Source organism: Agrobacterium sp. T29 (genome assembly GCF_006970545.1).
GTDB lineage: Bacteria > Pseudomonadota > Alphaproteobacteria > Rhizobiales > Rhizobiaceae > Agrobacterium > Agrobacterium leguminum.
Genome location: NZ_CP040641.1, coordinates 404196 through 421264, shown reverse-complemented (window position 1 = coordinate 421264; position 17069 = coordinate 404196). Strand labels below are relative to the sequence as shown.

Annotated in this window: 14 protein-coding genes; 13 read left to right on the top strand and 1 reads right to left on the bottom strand. The window is 61.2% G+C overall.

What is annotated here, in order from left to right; all coding sequences use genetic code 11:
- Window positions 1–96: 96 nt before the first annotated feature.
- From FGF54_RS16875 to FGF54_RS16830, 10 genes are read left to right on the top strand one after another with little or no spacing between them, the layout of a single operon-like run.
- On the top strand, window positions 97–1149 hold the full coding sequence (locus FGF54_RS16875; RefSeq protein ID WP_142780494.1) for a Gfo/Idh/MocA family protein: 1053 nt from the start codon (window positions 97–99) through the stop codon (window positions 1147–1149).
- On the top strand, window positions 1142–2158 hold the full coding sequence (locus FGF54_RS16870) for a Gfo/Idh/MocA family protein (RefSeq protein ID WP_142780493.1): 1017 nt from the start codon (window positions 1142–1144) through the stop codon (window positions 2156–2158). Before FGF54_RS16875 ends, FGF54_RS16870 begins: the two co-directional genes overlap by 8 nt.
- Complete coding sequence (locus tag FGF54_RS16865; protein ID WP_059753305.1) at window positions 2155–3228, top strand: Gfo/Idh/MocA family protein; 1074 nt, start codon at window positions 2155–2157, stop codon at window positions 3226–3228. The genes FGF54_RS16870 and FGF54_RS16865 overlap by 4 nt, the downstream gene beginning before the upstream one ends.
- 21 nt (window positions 3229–3249) lie before the next feature.
- A complete protein-coding gene (locus FGF54_RS16860; RefSeq protein WP_142780492.1) occupies window positions 3250–4521 on the top strand; it encodes an ABC transporter substrate-binding protein in 1272 nt (423 codons plus the stop codon).
- A gap of 57 nt (window positions 4522–4578) precedes the next feature.
- A complete protein-coding gene (locus tag FGF54_RS16855) occupies window positions 4579–5547 on the top strand; it encodes a carbohydrate ABC transporter permease (RefSeq protein WP_142780491.1) in 969 nt (322 codons plus the stop codon).
- The gene (locus FGF54_RS16850) at window positions 5540–6583 is read left to right on the top strand and encodes a carbohydrate ABC transporter permease (RefSeq protein ID WP_142780490.1); all 1044 of its coding nucleotides are present in this window, start codon (window positions 5540–5542) and stop codon (window positions 6581–6583) included. Before FGF54_RS16855 ends, FGF54_RS16850 begins: the two co-directional genes overlap by 8 nt.
- 22 nt (window positions 6584–6605) lie before the next feature.
- Window positions 6606–7685: an ABC transporter ATP-binding protein gene (locus FGF54_RS16845; RefSeq protein WP_142780489.1), complete on the top strand. Its 1080-nt coding sequence runs from the start codon at window positions 6606–6608 to the stop codon at window positions 7683–7685.
- Window positions 7686–7722: 37 nt separating this feature from the next.
- Complete coding sequence (araD, locus tag FGF54_RS16840) at window positions 7723–9447, top strand: L-arabinonate dehydratase (RefSeq protein WP_142780488.1); 1725 nt, start codon at window positions 7723–7725, stop codon at window positions 9445–9447.
- Between the two features lie 10 nt (window positions 9448–9457).
- Window positions 9458–10255 carry an NAD(P)-dependent oxidoreductase gene (locus tag FGF54_RS16835; RefSeq protein ID WP_142780487.1) on the top strand — a complete coding sequence of 266 codons (798 nt, stop codon included), beginning with the start codon at window positions 9458–9460 and terminating at the stop codon, window positions 10253–10255.
- 34 nt (window positions 10256–10289) lie between these two features.
- Window positions 10290–11000, top strand: coding sequence for a ribonuclease activity regulator RraA (locus FGF54_RS16830; RefSeq protein WP_020813265.1), 711 nt, complete (start codon window positions 10290–10292; stop codon window positions 10998–11000).
- A 3-nt stretch (window positions 11001–11003) separates the two neighbouring features.
- Here the strand turns inward: FGF54_RS16830 and FGF54_RS16825 are convergent, their stop codons facing one another.
- Complete coding sequence (locus FGF54_RS16825) at window positions 11004–13355, bottom strand: LuxR C-terminal-related transcriptional regulator (RefSeq protein WP_168208166.1); 2352 nt, start codon at window positions 13353–13355, stop codon at window positions 11004–11006.
- Window positions 13356–13491: 136 nt separating this feature from the next.
- Here FGF54_RS16825 and FGF54_RS16820 point away from each other — a divergent pair, with 136 nt between their 5' ends.
- The 3 genes from FGF54_RS16820 to FGF54_RS16810 are packed head-to-tail and all read left to right on the top strand — an operon-like array spanning window position 13492 to window position 17052.
- Window positions 13492–14520 carry an ABC transporter permease gene (locus FGF54_RS16820; protein WP_142780486.1) on the top strand — a complete coding sequence of 343 codons (1029 nt, stop codon included), beginning with the start codon at window positions 13492–13494 and terminating at the stop codon, window positions 14518–14520.
- Complete coding sequence (locus FGF54_RS16815; RefSeq protein ID WP_020813268.1) at window positions 14520–15401, top strand: ABC transporter permease; 882 nt, start codon at window positions 14520–14522, stop codon at window positions 15399–15401. Before FGF54_RS16820 ends, FGF54_RS16815 begins: the two co-directional genes overlap by 1 nt.
- 4 nt (window positions 15402–15405) lie before the next feature.
- Window positions 15406–17052: an ABC transporter ATP-binding protein gene (locus FGF54_RS16810; protein WP_142780485.1), complete on the top strand. Its 1647-nt coding sequence runs from the start codon at window positions 15406–15408 to the stop codon at window positions 17050–17052.
- Window positions 17053–17069 lie beyond the last annotated feature (17 nt).

Sequence of the window (17069 nt, the reverse complement as noted above, 5' to 3'; positions counted from 1 at the left end):
CCAGCGTTTTCATAACCGGTATACCGGAACACAAGTCTGTTGACAACCGGCATACCGGTATGCAAATGATCGCTTATTGGGAAGGAGGCTCCCGAAATGCAAAATATCAAGACCTGCGTCATCGTTGGCGCCGGAATGGTGGCGAAGACGCATGTGCTCGCCTGTGCGGCAAGTCCGGAAAAAATTCGCCTGAAGGGTTTAGTCGATGGCGGCTCCGGCCGCGCCAGCGCGCTGGCCGCCGAAGCGTCGAAACATACCGGATATGAGGTCGTCGTTTATTCCTCGGTGGAGGAAGCCGCACGCGATGCGGATGTCGATTTCGCCATCGTCGCAACGCCGCCGAATGCCCGCATCGATATCGTCGGACAGCTCGCAAAGGCGGGCAAACACATTCTGATGGAAAAGCCAGTCGCCCGTAACACGCAGGAAGCCGGCGGCCTTGTCGCCCTCTGTCGTGACGCCGGCGTCACGCTCGGCATCATCTTCCAGCACCGCATGCGGGCTGCATCGCAAAAAGCCCGCGAGCTTGTGGATGGCGGGACGCTCGGAGCGCTGGGTCTCTGCGAAATTTCCGTGCCGTGGTGGCGCGCGCAATCCTATTATGATGAACCCGGCCGCGGCACACTCGCACGCGACGGCGGCGGTGTTCTGATCTCCCAGGCAATCCACACCATCGATCTGGCGCTGAGCCTTGCAGGGCCGGTCTCGCGCGTTCAGGCCATGGCGGCGACGACGCGGTTTCATCGCATGGAAACCGAGGATTATGTCGCGGCCGGCCTGCGCTTCAAAAATGGCGCCGTTGGCTCGCTGGTGGCAAGCACCGCAAGTTTCCCCGGTGCTCCGGAAACGATTGTCCTGCATTTCGACAATGCCAGCCTGCGGCTCGCCTCGGGCCTCCTGCATGTCGACTGGCGCGATGGCCGGCAGGAGACCTTTGGAGGCGCGGCATCCGGCACGGGCGGCGGCGCCGACCCTATGGCTTTCACGCATGAATGGCATCAGGGCGTCTTCGAAGATTTCGCAGACGCCATTTCCTCAGGGCGCCCCCCGGTCGTCACCGGTGAAGCGGCTCTTTTGTCTCACAGATTGATCGACGCGATCATCAACTCGGCCGACACCGGCAAGGAAGTGGAACTGCAGGATGACTAAAGCAATCAAGTTCGTCGCTCTCGGCATAGAGCACCGGCATATTTTCGGCATGGCCCAGAACATGCTGGATGCCGGCGCGGAATTCGCCGGCTGGTGGACCGAAGGCGAGCCAGACGTGGTGGAAGGCTTCGTCAAGCGCTTCCCGGATGTGCCGCGCGCGGCCTCGAAAGAAGCTTTGCTGGCCGATGGCAGCATCGATCTCGTGCTGATCGCCGATATTCCCTCCAAGCGCGCCGATCTCGCCATCGCCGCCATGGAAGCCGGCAAGGATGTCATGTCCGACAAGCCGGGCTGCACCACATTCGAACAGCTCGATCGCCTTCGTCAGACCGTGGCGAAGACCAAGCGCATCTGGACCGTCGATTTCTCCGAGCGTTTTGAAGTTCCGAGCGTGACCAAGGCCGCCGAACTCGTCGCGCAGGGTGCGATTGGCCGTGTGATCCAGACCGTCGGCCTCGGCCCGCATCGTCTGAACCGCCAGATCCGTCCGAAGTGGTTCTTCGAGCGTGAAGCTTATGGCGGCATCATCACCGATATCGCCAGCCATCAGATCGATCAGTTTATGTTCTTCACCGGCTCGACCGAAGTGGAGATCGTGGCTGCCACCGTTGCCAACTATGCCAACCCTGATGATCCGGGTCTGCAGGATTTCGGCGAAGTCGTGCTGCGCGGCGACAAGGGCCACGGCTATATCCGCGTCGACTGGTACACGCCGGATGCGCTGCCGACCTGGGGCGACGGCCGCCTCACGATCCTCGGCACCGAGGGTTACATCGAACTGCGTAAATATGTCGATGTCGGCAACAAAGAAGGCACCGACCGCCTCGTTCTCGTGAATGGCGACCGCTGCGAATATATCGATGCCTCCGGTGCCGGCCTGCCCTATTTCGGTCGCCTGTGCGACGACATCCGCAACCGCACCGAAACGGCGATGACGCAGGAGCATGTGTTCAAGGTATGCGACCTGTCGCTGCAGGCGCAGGCCAAGGCCGAAGGAGCAAAGGCATGATTGGCGTTGCAATCGTTGGCGCCGGCATCGGCGCCCTGCATCTGAAGGGTTATCAGGCGTTGCCGGAGCGCTTCTCCGTCAAGGCTATCTGCGACCTCGATCTGGAGCGCGCGCGCTCCGTGGCGGGCGAGGATACGTCCATTCGCCTGACGACCGATCTCGATGAGATTCTGGCGGACGAGAGCATCCAGCTGATCGACGTCTGCCTGCCGCCTCACCTGCATTTCCCCGTGACGCTGAAAGCGCATGCGGCGGGCAAGGATGTGGTCTGCGAAAAGCCGCTCGTCCGCTCGCTTGAAGAGGCAAATGCGCTGATCGACTCCGTCAAAAAGACCGGCCGTGGCGTGTTTCCGGTCTTCCAGTACCGTTTCGGACATGCGATGCGGCAGCTTCGTGCGCTCATCGATGCCGGCCTTGCGGGCAAGGCCTTTGTCGCGAGTTCGGAAGTTCACTGGAACCGTGGCGCCAGCTATTACGACATTCCGTGGCGCGGTACGTGGAAGGGCGAGTGCGGCGGCGCGATCCTCGGCCACGCCATCCACGCTCATGATCTTCTCTGCCACGTTCTCGGCCCGGTCGATGAAGTGTTCGCCATGGCCGATACGCGCGTCAACAAGATCGAAACCGAAGACTGCGCGGCGCTCAGCTTCCGCATGAAAAGCGGTGCGCTGGCGACGAGCTCGGTGACGCTCGGTGCCGCCGAAGATACATCCCGCCTGCGTTTCTGCTTCGAAGGCTTCACTGCCGAGAGCGGCACGTTGCCCTATCGCCCGGCCGAAGACACATGGCGTTTCATCGCCCGTGCGCCGACCACGCAGGACCAGATCGACGCAGTTCTGGAAACGGTCGCCGATGGCGAAAACGGCTTTGCTGGTTTTGTCGAAGCCATTGCCGACGCGATGGAAGGACGCGGCGGCAAGGAAGTGACTGTGAACGATGGCTTGCAGTCCATCGAACTCGTCACCGCCATCTACCGCTCGGTGCGGGAAGGAAAGCCGGTCCGCCTGTCCGACGCCGCAGAAGGCGAATGGATCAAGGGCTGGGCTCCGCGCGCATCCGCCAACGCATAATCATCTAAGGGAGGAAAAGAGATGATCGGTAAATATAGCATGGCATTGGCGCTCGCCATTGGCGCGGCGTCCTTTGCAGGCGCCGCTCAGGCGGCCCAGGAAGTGCGCTTCACCTGCGCTTATGACGGCAACGGCTGCGAAATTCTGAAAGATATTCTCGCGCGTTACGAAAAGCAGCATCCGGACGTGAAGATCGTCACTGACGTCGTGCCCTACAAGGCGCTGCTGGAAGGCCTGCCCGTACAGCTCGCCGGCGGCAGCGGCCCGGATTTCGCAACCGTGACCGACCTTGGCGGTCTCAACCGCTATTATCTCGATCTCACGCCCTATGTGGATGCGAAATATTGGGAAGACAATTTCTCCAACGTGCTGAAATGGTATCGCAGCGGCCCTGACGACAAGGGCATCTATGGTATGCATACCCAGCTCACCATCACCGGCGCCTTCATCAACCGCACTTTGTTCGATCAGGCCAATGTCGCCGTACCCGGCAAGGATGCGACGCTGGACGACTGGGCGAAGGCTGCAAATGCCGTCGCCAAGGCAACTGGCACGCCTTACCCGATGGCCATCGACCGTTCCGGCCACCGTATTGCCGGCCCGGCCATTTCCTACGGTGCGAAGATTTTCGATGCGGAAGGCAAGCCCATTCTCGTCGATGAAGGCTTCACGACTTTCGTGAAGAAATTCGTGGAGTGGAACAAGGACGGCACCATGGCGCGTGACGTCTGGGCCGGGCAGGGCGGCAATACCTATCGCGATGCCGCGCAGGAATTCATCAACGGCCAGCTCGTCTATTACTACTCCGGCAGCTGGCAGACCGCGCGGTTCGACAGCCAGGTCGGCGATGCTTTCGACTGGGAAGTCGTGCCGCAGCCCTGCGGCGGCGCTGCCTGCACCGGCATGCCGGGCGGTACCGGTGTTGTCGGCTTCAAGCAGACCAAGAACCCGAAAATCGTTGCAGACATCCTGAACTTCCTCGCTCAGGACGAGAATTATCTCGACTTCACCGTGCGCACCCGCAACGTTCCGGCCCACAAGGCCGTGGCCGACAAGGGCGTGACCTATACGGGTGCGACGCCTGCGACGCAGAAGGCCATGAATGCCTGGCTGGACCAGATCCCCGGCCTCAGCCCGATTGCCTACACCTATCAGGGTTACAAGAACAATCGCGCCATGTTCAACATCTCCGTCCAGCGCATCACGCAGGCCATCGTCGGTGAAAGCACCGTCGATGAGGCCATGGCCCGCGCGAAGACGGACCTCGAGGAAGCGTTGAAACAGGCGAAGTGATCCATCGCCTTCCGGTGCGGCGCATGCCGCGCCGCGCCGGATCGAAGGAGGACCCTCATGTATAAATTTCTTGCGCCCGTCATGGGCATCGTCGAACTGCCCTTTGCCTTCCTGCAGAAGGTTCTCGGCCACCGGCGGATCGCCTGGGTGTTTCTTACACCCAACCTGATCCTGTTTGCGGTCTTCGCCTTTCTGCCGATCGTGCTGAACATGGCCTATTCCGTGACCGGCAGCGAACACATATTGCTTTCTGAGCGCCCTTCGGTGGGCGGTGAAAACTTTTCGGTCCTTCTTTCCTGTCAGAACTACCTCGACCCCAATTCCTGTCAGCGCGACCTGTTCTGGCGCTCGGTCTGGAACACGGTTTTCTTCGTGGTGCTGCAGGTCGGTTTCATGGTCGGTTTTTCGCTGATCACAGCCATCGTGCTTAACCGCGATATCCGGGCGCGCGGATTCTTCCGCGCCGTCTTCTTCTTCCCCGTGCTGCTGTCGCCCGTCGTCGTGGCCTTGATCTGGAAGTGGATTCTTCAGCGTTTCGGCGTTCTCAACGCGGCGATGGAGGGCCTCGGCCTCGGTTCGGTCGACTGGTTGCTTGAAGCCAATCTTGCCTTCGGCTGGTCGGTGTTCCTGTCGGTCTGGGCGCATATGGGCTTTTACACGCTCATTCTTCTGGCCGGGCTGCAGGCGATCCCGCGCGATGTCTATGAGGCGGCGCAGCTCGACAAGGCGAGCCCTTGGCGCATCTTCCGGCGCATCACGCTGCCGCTGCTGGCACCCACCATGCTCGTCGTTCTCGTCCTGTCGCTTATCAAGGGTGTGCAGACCTTCGATGAAGTCTTCGCCTTCACGGGCGGTGGCCCGGGTTCGGCGACCACCTTCATCATTCAGTTCATCTATCAGACCGGCTTTGCCGGGACGCCCCGCAATTTCGGCCTTGCGGCTGCCGCTTCGCTGCTGCTCGCCATAGTGCTCGTGGTGCTGACCGCTCTGCAATTCCGGGCAAACAGGAGTAAGGTCGATGGCTAGGATTGGCGCATTTCTGACCCGTACCCGCGGCCGCAACGGCAAGCTGCACTGGACCGACTGGCTGTCCTACGCCTATCTCGGCGTCGCCGTGCTGATGATGTTCGGTCCCGTCGTCTGGCTCGTGCTCTCCTCGTTCAAGACGGAAGCCGATCTCCAGCGTTTCCCGCCGCGCCTCCTGCCCTATACGCAGGAAACCGTGGTGGTGGATGGGCAGGCAGCGCCGCTGCCGGCCTATGTCGACAAGGATGGCCGCAAGTTCGGCATGGTCCGCCGCATCGGTCTCGTGGCCCAAGTGGTTGACCCTGCCAAGCCAAGCGAAGTGCTGAAGATGCCGTTCAACGAGCTGAAGCCGGCTGAAAAGGTGGCGCTGGCGACGGAAAACTACACCGAGCTTTTCCAGCGCTTCAATTTCCCGCTCTATTTCTGGAACTCGACCTTCATCACGGTGACGTCAACCATCATCATGCTGATCGTCAATTCCATGGCGGCCTTCGCGCTCTCGAAATACCAGTTCAAGGGCAGGGGTGTGGTGCTGGCGCTGGTTGTCGGCACGCTGATGATCCCGCAGACCGTCGTGCTGGTCCCACTGTTTCTCATCACTAGCCAGCTCGGCATGATCAACAGTCTCTGGGGCGTCATCATTCCGGGAGCGGCGACACCGACAGGCGTCTTCCTGCTGCGGCAATATATGCTGACGATCCCGGATGAAATCCTCGATGCCGCCCGCATGGACAAGGCCAGCGAGTGGAAGATCTACTGGCGCATCATTCTGCCGCTTTCGGCCCCGGCGCTTGCCGTTCTTGCGATCCTTGCGATCATGTGGCGCTGGAACGACTTCCTCTGGCCGCTGATCGTGCTGACGCGCAACGACAACTTCACCCTGCAACTGGCGCTCAACTCCTTCCAGGGGGAGATGACGACGGAATGGAGCAACCTGCTGGCCATGACGGTGCTGACACTCGCCCCGATCGCGCTGGTCTTCATGTTCCTGCAAAAATACATCGCCACCGGCATTGCATCGACGGGCGGCAAATAATCCTCAGGGAGGAAACACGACAATGGCAAGTATTCAGCTTCGTCAGGTCAAAAAGACATATGGTGCCCTCGATGTGATCAAGGGTGTCGATCTCGATATCAAGCACGGCGAGTTCTGTGTTTTCGTCGGCCCTTCCGGCTGCGGCAAGTCGACCCTGCTGCGCATGATCTCCGGTCTCGAGGAACTGAGCGGCGGCGATATCGTCATCGGCGGTGATGTGGTCAACACGGTTCCGGCCGCAGATCGCGGCCTCGCCATGGTGTTCCAGTCTTATGCCCTTTATCCGCATATGACGGTGCGCGAAAACCTGTCCTTCGGACTTGAGAACATCGGCACCTCCAAAAAGGACATTGCTGAAAAGATCTCCCAGGTTTCCAAGATGCTGCAGATCGACCAGCTTCTCGAGCGCCGTCCCAAGGACCTGTCGGGCGGCCAGCGCCAGCGCGTCGCCATCGGCCGCGCGGTGGTGCGCGAGCCGCGTGTGTTCCTTTTCGACGAGCCGCTTTCCAACCTCGATGCGGAACTGCGCGTCGACATGCGCGGCGAGATTTCAAGCCTGCACCGGCGTCTCGGCAATACCATGATCTATGTGACGCACGATCAGGTGGAAGCCATGACCATGGCCGACAAGATCGCCGTTCTGCGCGCCGGCAAGCTGGAGCAGTTCGGCGTGCCGCTCGATCTTTATAACCGTCCGGCCAATCTCTTCGTGGCAGGCTTCATCGGCTCGCCGAAGATGAACTTTTTTGCCGGCGAAGTGACTTCGGATGCAACGCCGTCCCTGAAGATCGCCACCGGCGAATTGATCCCCCTGCCGCAGACCGGTTTTGCCTACAAGCCCGGTCAGAAAGTGACGCTCGGCGTCCGCCCGAACCATGTGCAGCCGGGTGAGGGCGGCGCGCTGACCATGTCGGTACGCACCGCGGAACAGCTGGGCGGGGAATCCTATCTCTATGGTAATCTCGGCGATGGCACTCCGGTGACGCTGCACCTTTCAGGTCAGACCTCGACCTCGGCGGGCGAAGTCATCCGCCTGTCGGCGCCGCTGGAACACATTCATCTTTTCGATACGACGAGTGGGCTGACGCTCCGGCAGGACTGACAGCCTTTGGCGCAACCCGCAAAGCAGGACCATTGACATGACCGATAAAAAACTCCGTTCCGACCGCTGGTTTGCTCCCGACGACCTGCGCAGCTTCGGCCACCGCTCACGCATGATGCAGCTCGGTTATGCGGAGGAGGATTTTGTCGGCAAACCCGTCATCGGTATCCTGAACACCTGGTCGGAGCTGAATACCTGTCACTCGCATTTCCCCGAGCGCGTGCAGGATGTGAAACGCGGTGTGCTGCAGGCCGGCGGCTTCCCCGTGGAGATGCCGTCGCTTTCGGTGGACGAGAGCTTCACCAAGCCGACATCGATGCTTTACCGGAACATGCTGGCGATGGAGACGGAGGAAATGATCCGCTCGCATCCGCTTGACGGTGTGGTGTTGATGGGCGGTTGCGACAAGACGACGCCCGGCCTCGTCATGGGGGCGATCTCCGCCGGCGTGCCGATGATCTATCTGCCGGCCGGCCCGATGCTGCGCGGCAACTATGCCGGCAAGGTGCTGGGTTCGGGTTCGGACGCCTGGAAATATTGGGACGAGCGCCGTGCCGGCAACGTCACGGACGAGGAATGGCGCGGCGTGCAGGGAGGCATCGCCCGCTCCGCCGGTGTCTGCATGACCATGGGCACCGCCTCGACCATGACTGCCATCACCGACGCCCTTGGCCTCACCCTGCCGGGAGCTTCCTCCATTCCGGCGGTAGATGCCGAACACCAGCGCATGTCGGCAGGTTGCGGCCGGCGTATCGTGGAAATGGTGACCGAGGAGCTGACGCCGGACCGTATCCTGACCGCGACCGCCTTTCGCAATGCCGCCATCGTCGCCATGGCGACCGGTTGCTCCACCAATGCCGTCGTGCATCTGATCGCCATGGCCCGCCGCGCCGGCGTGCCGATGACGCTGGACGAACTGGACGAACTTGGCCGGGTCACGCCGCTCATCGCCAATGTCCGCCCCTCCGGCAAAGACTATCTGATGGAGGACTTCTATTACGCCGGCGGCCTGCGGGCGCTGATGAAGCAGCTCGAAAGCCGTCTCGACTGTTCGGCGCTCACCGTGACCGGCCGCAGCATGGGCGAAAACCTCGAGTGTGCGAAGGTCTATAATGACGACGTCATCCGCTCGCTGGATAATCCCGTCTATGCGGAAGGCTCGCTTGCGGTGCTGCGCGGTAATCTTTGCCCCGATGGCGCCGTCATCAAGCCCGCCGCCTGCGATCCGAAATACCATATCCATGAAGGCCCCGCGCTGGTCTTCGACAGCTATCCGGAGATGAAGAAGGCCATCGACGACGAAAACCTCGATGTCACGCCGGATCATGTTCTGGTGCTGCGCAATGCCGGCCCGCTCGGCGGTCCCGGTTTTCCGGAATGGGGCATGCTGCCCATCCCCAAGGCGCTGATCAAGAAGGGCCACCGCGACATGGTGCGCATTTCCGATGCCCGCATGTCCGGCACCTCCTATGGCGCCTGCGTGCTGCATGTCGCGCCGGAAAGCTTCGTCGGCGGCCCGCTGGCGCTTCTGAAGACCGGCGATATCGTGCGCCTCGATCTGCCGCAGCGTCGTCTCGACATGCTGGTCAGCGAAGAGGAAATCGCCAGCCGCCGCGCCGCCTGGCGGGCGCCCGCGCCGCGTTATGAACGCGGTTATGGCTATCTCTTCTCCAAACACGTCACCCAGGCCGATCAAGGTTGCGATTTCGACTTCCTGCAGACGGATTTCGGCCGTACCGCCGGCGAGCCCGATATTTTCTGAGGACGCCATCATGCTGAAGCGATTGCTCATCACAGGCGCCGGCGGCAAGCTGGGCAGCATGCTGCGCGGGCGGCTTGGCCATGTCGCCGAGACGATCCGCCTTTCGGACGTCGTCGATCTCGGTGAGGCAACCCCCCATGAGGAGCTTTTTCACTGCCGGCTCGAAGACGAGGCGGCGGTTCATGAACTGGTGAAGGGCTGCGATGGCATCGTCCATCTCGGCGGTATTTCGGTGGAAAAGGCTTTTGATCCCATCGAGGCCGCTAATCTTCGCGGCGTTTACAATCTTTACGAGGCGGCGAGACAAAACGGCCTGCCGCGCATTCTCTTCGCTTCCAGCAACCACACGATCGGTTATTATCCGCAGGGACAGCAGCTAGAGCCGGAAACACCCTTTCTGCCGGACGGCCTTTACGGCGTCTCGAAGATTTTCGGTGAGGCGATGGCAAGCCTCTACCACTCCAAATTCGGCCAGGAGACGGCCATCGTCCGTATCGGGTCGTGCGAAGAAAAACCCACCAACTGGCGGATGCTGTCGACCTGGCTCAGCTACGGCGACTTCGTCTCGCTGATCGAGGCCACCTTCCGCGTGCAAAAACTCGGCTGCCCGGTCATCTGGGGCGTTTCCGCCAATGACGACAGCTGGTGGGATAATTCCCATGTCGATTTTCTCGGCTGGCAGCGCCGCGACAATGCCGCGCACTACCGTGCGGAAATCGAACGCGATGTGCCTCGGCCCGATCCTAAGGCCGCAATCGCAAAATATCAGGGCGGTGTCTTCACAGACGAGCCCATTCACAGGACTTGAAACACATCCATCCGCCCATTGCGAGGAGACAGACATGAACAATGAAACGCGCGAAAAACTGCTGACGATTTCCGTCGCTACCCTGGCGACGGCGCTTTACAAGCGGGGTCTGCGCAACCAGGTCATTCAGGGCGTGCGCCCGCTGGGCTACAAGGGCAAGAACATGGTCGGCCCGGCTTTTACCCTGCGCTACATGCCGGCCCGCGAAGACCGCAACCAGCTTGTCGAATTCCGCAATCCCGCCCATCCGCAGCGCGTCGCCATCGAAACATGCCCGCCGGGCCATGTGCTTGTCATGGATAGCCGCAAGGATGCGACCGCCGCCTCGGCCGGCGATATTCTTGTGACCCGCCTGATGGTTCGCGGCGGTGCCGGCATCGTCTCCGATGGCGGTTTCCGGGATGCGGCCACCATTGCCGAGCTCGATATTCCCGCCTACCACACCCGCCCTTCCAGCCCCACCAACCTCACCAAACACGAGGCAATCGAAATCAACGGTCCGATTGGCTGCGGCGATGCGCCCGTGTTTCCGGGCGATATCATCGTCGGTGACGCCGATTGCGTTATCGTCATCCCGGCGGGCATTGCCGACGACGTGGCGACCGAGGCGGTGGAAATGACGGCTTACGAAGATTTCGTGGTGGAGCAGGTCAAGGCCGGCCAGACGATCATCGGGCTTTACCCCTGCACGAAGGAAGAGCACCAGACGGCTTTTGCCGAATGGCGCAAGAAGAACAACCGCTGAACCTTACAGCCAACCCAGTGCTTTCGCCGCGCGGATAGCCTCCGCGCGGCGTTTGCAATCCAGCTTGCGGAAAAGGTTGCCGAGGTGAAACTTCACCGTCACTTCCGAGATGTTGAGCGTCTGGGCGATCTTCTTGTTGGACATGCCGCTGGCCAGCAGTTGGAGCATCTGCGCCTCCCGCTGCGAAAGCCCACCATGCAGGGCACGCGCCTGCGGTGAATTCACCGAAGCGGCGAAAATCGACAGCGCGGTGCGGACATCGGAAGAGGTTTCGATGAAGCTGCGGATGCGGCGATTGTTCAGAAGCGGTGAGAGGAAGATGCGCTCCTCCGACAGGACGCCGCTGCAGCCAAGGCGGGTTGCCGATTCAAGGGCGGTGAGGATATGGGCGCGGGCGGCGGCATTGTCGCGGCGCTGGTGCGCGGCGTAACTCTGCCAGATTCTCAGCGCGACCTTCTCGCGGTTGGTGACCTTGGGATTGGCGATCATCGCGTCGATCTGGCGGGAGAGATAGGCACGCGGCGTGAAAAGATGCACCGCATCGCGCAGCCAGGCCATGACATAGGCGATCTCATCGCGGCGCGTCAGCCGGGAAAGATCCTCATGCGCGCTCTCCACCCAGTTGCGGCCCATGGGCATGCGGATCGCCGAAAGCGTCGCGGCCGCGTCCGCCCAGCGGTTGGCGTTCTGATAGGCGATGGCCGTCCTGATCTCCATCATTGCATGGAATTGCAGCCCTTCCGAAAGATGGATCCACAGACCGTCGAGAAAACCGGGGCGAACGGTCATCGGAAAATGATCGATCAGCACCTGCGAGGCATAGTGCAGAGCGAACTGCATCAGGCTCGGCCATATCTCGGCCGCAGCGAAATGATCGAATTCATGTTCGACAAAATGCAGCAGGTCGCGCGGTTTTCCCGCCTCATAGGCGAGAGAGGCTTCCGCCAGCCGCAGCATCCGGAACTCCTGCACGGCATCATGCTGCACCTGTTCCAGCCGCGCGCGCGCCTCCTGCGCCGCGTGGCGCGCCAGAAGCGCATCGCCGCTCATCAGCCGCAGCACGATCTGGTGCAGATGGATGAAAAATTCGAGCAGCGGCTGACCGCCCATCTTGCGCAGATAGATGAGCGCACGGGCGGCGGCCGCCTCCGCCTCGCGGAAATTGCGGCGACGAATTTCGAATTCCAGCAGCGCATTGTAATAGGCCGCCCATTTGCCGTGGTCGTCCATGGGGTAGTCGGCCATGAACTCGGCGAGACGGGTTATCACCGCGTCATTGGGGGTCAGATCCTCGGCAATCATCAGGTTCAGCCGGAAGGTGCGGGCGGCGAAGGAAAAACGTGAGCCACGGGCAAGCACTTTCAGCGGATCGAGATAATCCGACCCGAGACTCTTGCCGAGCAGATGGCGCACGCGCTGCAATTCCCCCTGTTTCAGCAGGGCACGGGTAACGGCAAAGAGCACGGTTTCATTCGTTGCGATCATATCCTGCGAAAACCGCATGATAATCTCGCGAAACCTGTCGACGCTGCTCCTGTAGATGAGTTCACGGCCATGGGCGCGTTCCAGGATTTGCGCGGCATGGGTCTCGTAACCACGGTCAAGCAGCATCGCCATGGCCGCAAGCGCCCGCCCTTCCTTTTCGAAAGCCGATGCGACCTCCACCACGGCGCTTCCGGCCTGCAGCGTGGCGAGACGTTCCCGTGCAGCCACGCCCAGAAGCCGTATCAGGGTGGGGTGGTTTTCGGGATTTCCGGTGAGGAAAGGCGGCAGCAGTTCGGTCCAGTCCGCCTCGGGTTCCGCAGAGGGGTTTTCCAGCCAGAACGAAAGTTCAACCGTCTGGGCGGGAGAGAGATGCGGCAGGTAGTTTTCCCGCAGATAATCGGCACACAGCGTTTCATTCGGAAAACGCGCCAGTGACAGAAAAGCCGGCCAACCCGCATAGTCGTGAAGGGCGAGGCGTTTCTGCTCAGGTGGCAGGTCTTCCACCTCATCCTCACCAAGAAGCAGTTCATTCGGCCCGATGGTGAGCGAACCGCGATGCAGGATTTGCCGGGCCAGTCCGCTAATCCGCTGATCCGGCCGGCAGGCGATGACGACCAGACGCACCGCCTCCAGAATGGCGGCCGGCATACGCGCTGCCCGCGCGAAAACCGGCACGTCCCAAAGGAGACAGCCATTTTCGATCTCGTCGCTTCGCGGCTGGTGCGTGCGGCACACCGGCGTTTCGAGCTCTTTTGCGATCATTTCCAGCAGCACGCTTTTTCCCGCACCCGCAGGCGCCCGCAGAAAGACCACGCCGGCGGTTTCGCTGGCGATGCGGCGGCAGAGGCGGGTGCGGGGCAGGAGCGTCATTCGCAAAGGCATAGGGGATTTAAGCTTAAAAACCTATACGCATCTTTCAAAAAACTATACCTTTCGGCAATTGTTCAAACGGACATGTGGTGAAAACTTGTGCTCACGCAACCGATGCACAAGGAACGTCCCACCGATGCAGCAACATCCGCTGGTCGCGATTTTGAACAGGCTCGGCACCTTCGTGCTGGTCATGATCGCCCTGTCCATCATGATTTTCGTGCTGGCCCGCGTGGTGCCGGGTGACCCCGCCCGCATGGCGCTGGGGCCTGCGGCAACGCAGGAGCAGGTGGATGCGCTGCGCGGTGAGATGGGTCTCGATAAGCCGCTCGCCGTCCAATATCTCGACTATATCGGCAATGCCCTGCACGGCGATCTTGGTTTCTCGCTGGTGTCGCAACGCCCGGTGACCACCGATCTGGCGCAGACCGTTCCTGCGACCGTCGAGCTGGTACTTGTCTCGGTCATCTTCATGTTTGCCGTCGCCATCCCGCTCGGCGTCATCACGGCGCATTACCGCGACCGGCCGCTGGATCATATCGGCCGCATCCTGTCGCTTACTGGGGTCACGATCCCAAGCTTTCTCTTCGCCATCACGCTGCAATTGCTGGCAGCGCGCTTTCTCTCCGGCTGGCCGATCATCGGAAGGCTCGATCATTCGCTTGGCTGGCAGGGCGGCCCCACCGGTTTCATCCTTGTCGACGGCGTGCTGGCCGGACGTTTCGACGTCGTGCTCGATGCGCTGAAGCATCTCGCACTGCCGGCCTTCGCACTTTCCATGGCAGGCATCGGCCAGATCACCCGCATCACGCGCTCCTCGATGATCGAGAACCAGCGCAAGGACCATGTGCTCACCCTGCAAAGCTTCGGCGTGCCGGAGCGGGTCATCATCTTTCGTTACCTGCTGAAGCTCTCTTCCATCGCGCCGCTGACGATCATGGGCCTCGAATTCGCGTCCTTGATCGGTAATGCCTTCGTGATCGAAATGGTCTTCGCCTGGGGCGGTTTCGCTTCCTACGGGCTGAACGCCATCCTGCAAAAAGACCTCAATGCCGTGACCGCCGTGGTGCTGGTGGCCGGCCTGTTCTTCATCGTTGCGAACCTGATCGTGGATGTCCTGATCTCGATCATCGACCCGCGCCTGCGCCGCAAGGAGGCTCGCTGATGGCCGATATGAAAATGCTCGAACCCACTGATCGGGGCTTAAGCGCCGGTTACATGATGTGGTATCGCTTCAGCCGCAATCCGGCGGCGGTCATCGGCTCGCTGATCCTTCTGTCGGTGCTGGTGCTGGCGGTCTTTGCACCATGGCTCACGCCCTATCCCAAACATATCGGTGCGGTCGTCGATTTCCGTGCCCGCCACATGCCGCCGGATCTGGAGCACTGGTTCGGCACCGATAAGGCCGGCCGCGACATCTTTTCCCGCACCATCTTCGGGCTCCGTGTTTCCCTTCTTCTCGTCATCGGCGTGCTCGGCATTTCGGTGCCAGTCGGCACCGTACTTGGCCTCATCGCCGGTTATTTCGGCGGCTGGACCGAGAAGCTCATCAGCGGCCTGACGAATGTGATGCTGGCCATGCCGCCGCTCGTCATGGCGCTCGCGGTCTCCAACCTGCTGGAACCGACGCTGATGAACGCCATGATCGCGATCACGCTGCTGTGGTGGACCTGGCATGCGCGGTTGATCTATTCGGTGTCGAAGTCCATCGCTTCGGAAGATTATATCGAGGCGGCGCGTCTTGCCGGTGCCGGTCCGCTGCACATCCTCTTTCGCGAAATCCTGCCCAATTGCGTCTCGGTCATATCGGTCAAGACGACGCTGGATGCCGCCTTCGTCATTCTGTTCGGCGCAACGCTGAGCTTCCTCGGTTTCGGCGTCAAACCGCCGACCCCCGACCTTGGATCGATGGTTGCCGACGGGCGCCAGTTCATGCCGGATTTCTGGTGGGAAGTGCTCTGCCCCGGCGCGGCTGTGCTTTACGTGACGCTGGGCTTCAACCTGCTGGGCGACGGCCTGCGTGACATGTTCGACGTGGAAAGCTAAGGCCATGACTGAACCGCTTCTCAAGGTCGAAAACCTCAACGTCACTTTCACCAATTACGGCCGCACCCGGCAGGTGCTGCGCGATGTCGCCTTCACGGTTGCCGCCGGCGAGCGCGTGGCGCTGATCGGCGAAACCGGATCGGGAAAATCCGTCACCGCCAAGGCGATCATCGGCACTTTGCCGAAGAATGCCGCGATCACATCAGGCGCGATCGTCATCGATGGCCGGGATGTGCTGTCCATGCCGCGCAGGGAGCGCGAGGCCCTGAAAGGAACGGCGTTTTCGCTGATCATGCAGGACCCGCTTTCCTCCTTCAATCCGGTCTTCAAGATCGGCACGCATCTCGATGATGTCATGCGTTTTGCCGACAAGCGCGACGGCGTCAACTCGTCGAAGGCGGAGCGCCGCAACCGCATAGCGGCGGTGCTGCGCCGGGTACAGCTTGCCGATACCGAGCGGGTCATGAACGCCTATCCGTCCGAACTTTCGGGCGGCATGCGTCAGCGCGTTCTGATCGGGCTCGCCCTGCTGCACCAGCCGAAGCTCCTGATCGCCGATGAGCCGGGTACGGCGCTCGACGTGACGACGCAGGATGAAATCCTCAACCTCATCAACCAGCTGGTTGCCGAAGAAAACATGGCGCTCTTGATGATCACCCACAATCTCGGCGTCGTGCGCAAGGTGGCGGATCGGGTTGTGGTCATGCATCATGGCGATATCGTTGAGACCGGACCCTGCACGCAAATCCTCCATAGCCCCACCAAGGATTATACGCGTTCACTTCTGGATGCCGTGCCTCCGCTTTATGGCCCGCGCGTCACCGATCTGGAGCAGAGCACGCGGCAGCCGATCATCACACTCGAAGGGCTGAACAAGATTTATGGCCGGCGCAATGGCTACCATGCCGTGCGGGATGTGAACCTGACGCTGAAGCAGGGCGAGGTTTTTGGCCTTGCGGGCGAATCGGGTTCCGGCAAGACCTCGGTCGCGCGCATGATCATGGGCCTTTCGCGTCCTACCTCCGGCAATCTTGTCATTGACGCCCCCGCGCCTGCGCGCGGCAAACGGCTGACGCAGATCGTCTATCAAAATCCGGGCACCTCGCTCAATCCGAAGCGCACGGTGAAACAGACGCTTGCCCTGCCGCTGAAATCCATCGGCATGGATGGGCCTGCGTGTGAAAGCCGCATGCAGGAACTGATGGGGCTGGTGCGGCTGCCGCAATCCTATCTCGGCAAATATCCGCACGAGCTTTCCGGTGGTCAGAAGCAGCGCGTGGCGATTGCCCGCGCGCTGGCGGCAGAGCCGAAAATCCTCATCCTCGATGAGCCGACGGCCGCACTCGATGTCTCCGTGCAGAAGACGGTGATCGACCTTTTGCTGCAGCTGCGCGAGGAGCTTGGCCTCACCTATCTGATGATCTCGCACGACCTGTCGCTGATGCGCAATTTCTGCTCGCGCATCGCCATCATGCTGCGCGGCGAGATTGTCGAGGAGGGCGTGACGTCGGCGGTCTTCGCCGAGCCGACCCATCCCTATACCCGCGCCCTGATCGCGGCCATCCCCGTCGTCACCGACGAGGAAGAACGTCTCAAACCCACCGTGACCGAGGAAGAGCGCATGCACTTCCTCGTAAAAACGACCGATTGATGAAAGAGGAGCCTGAC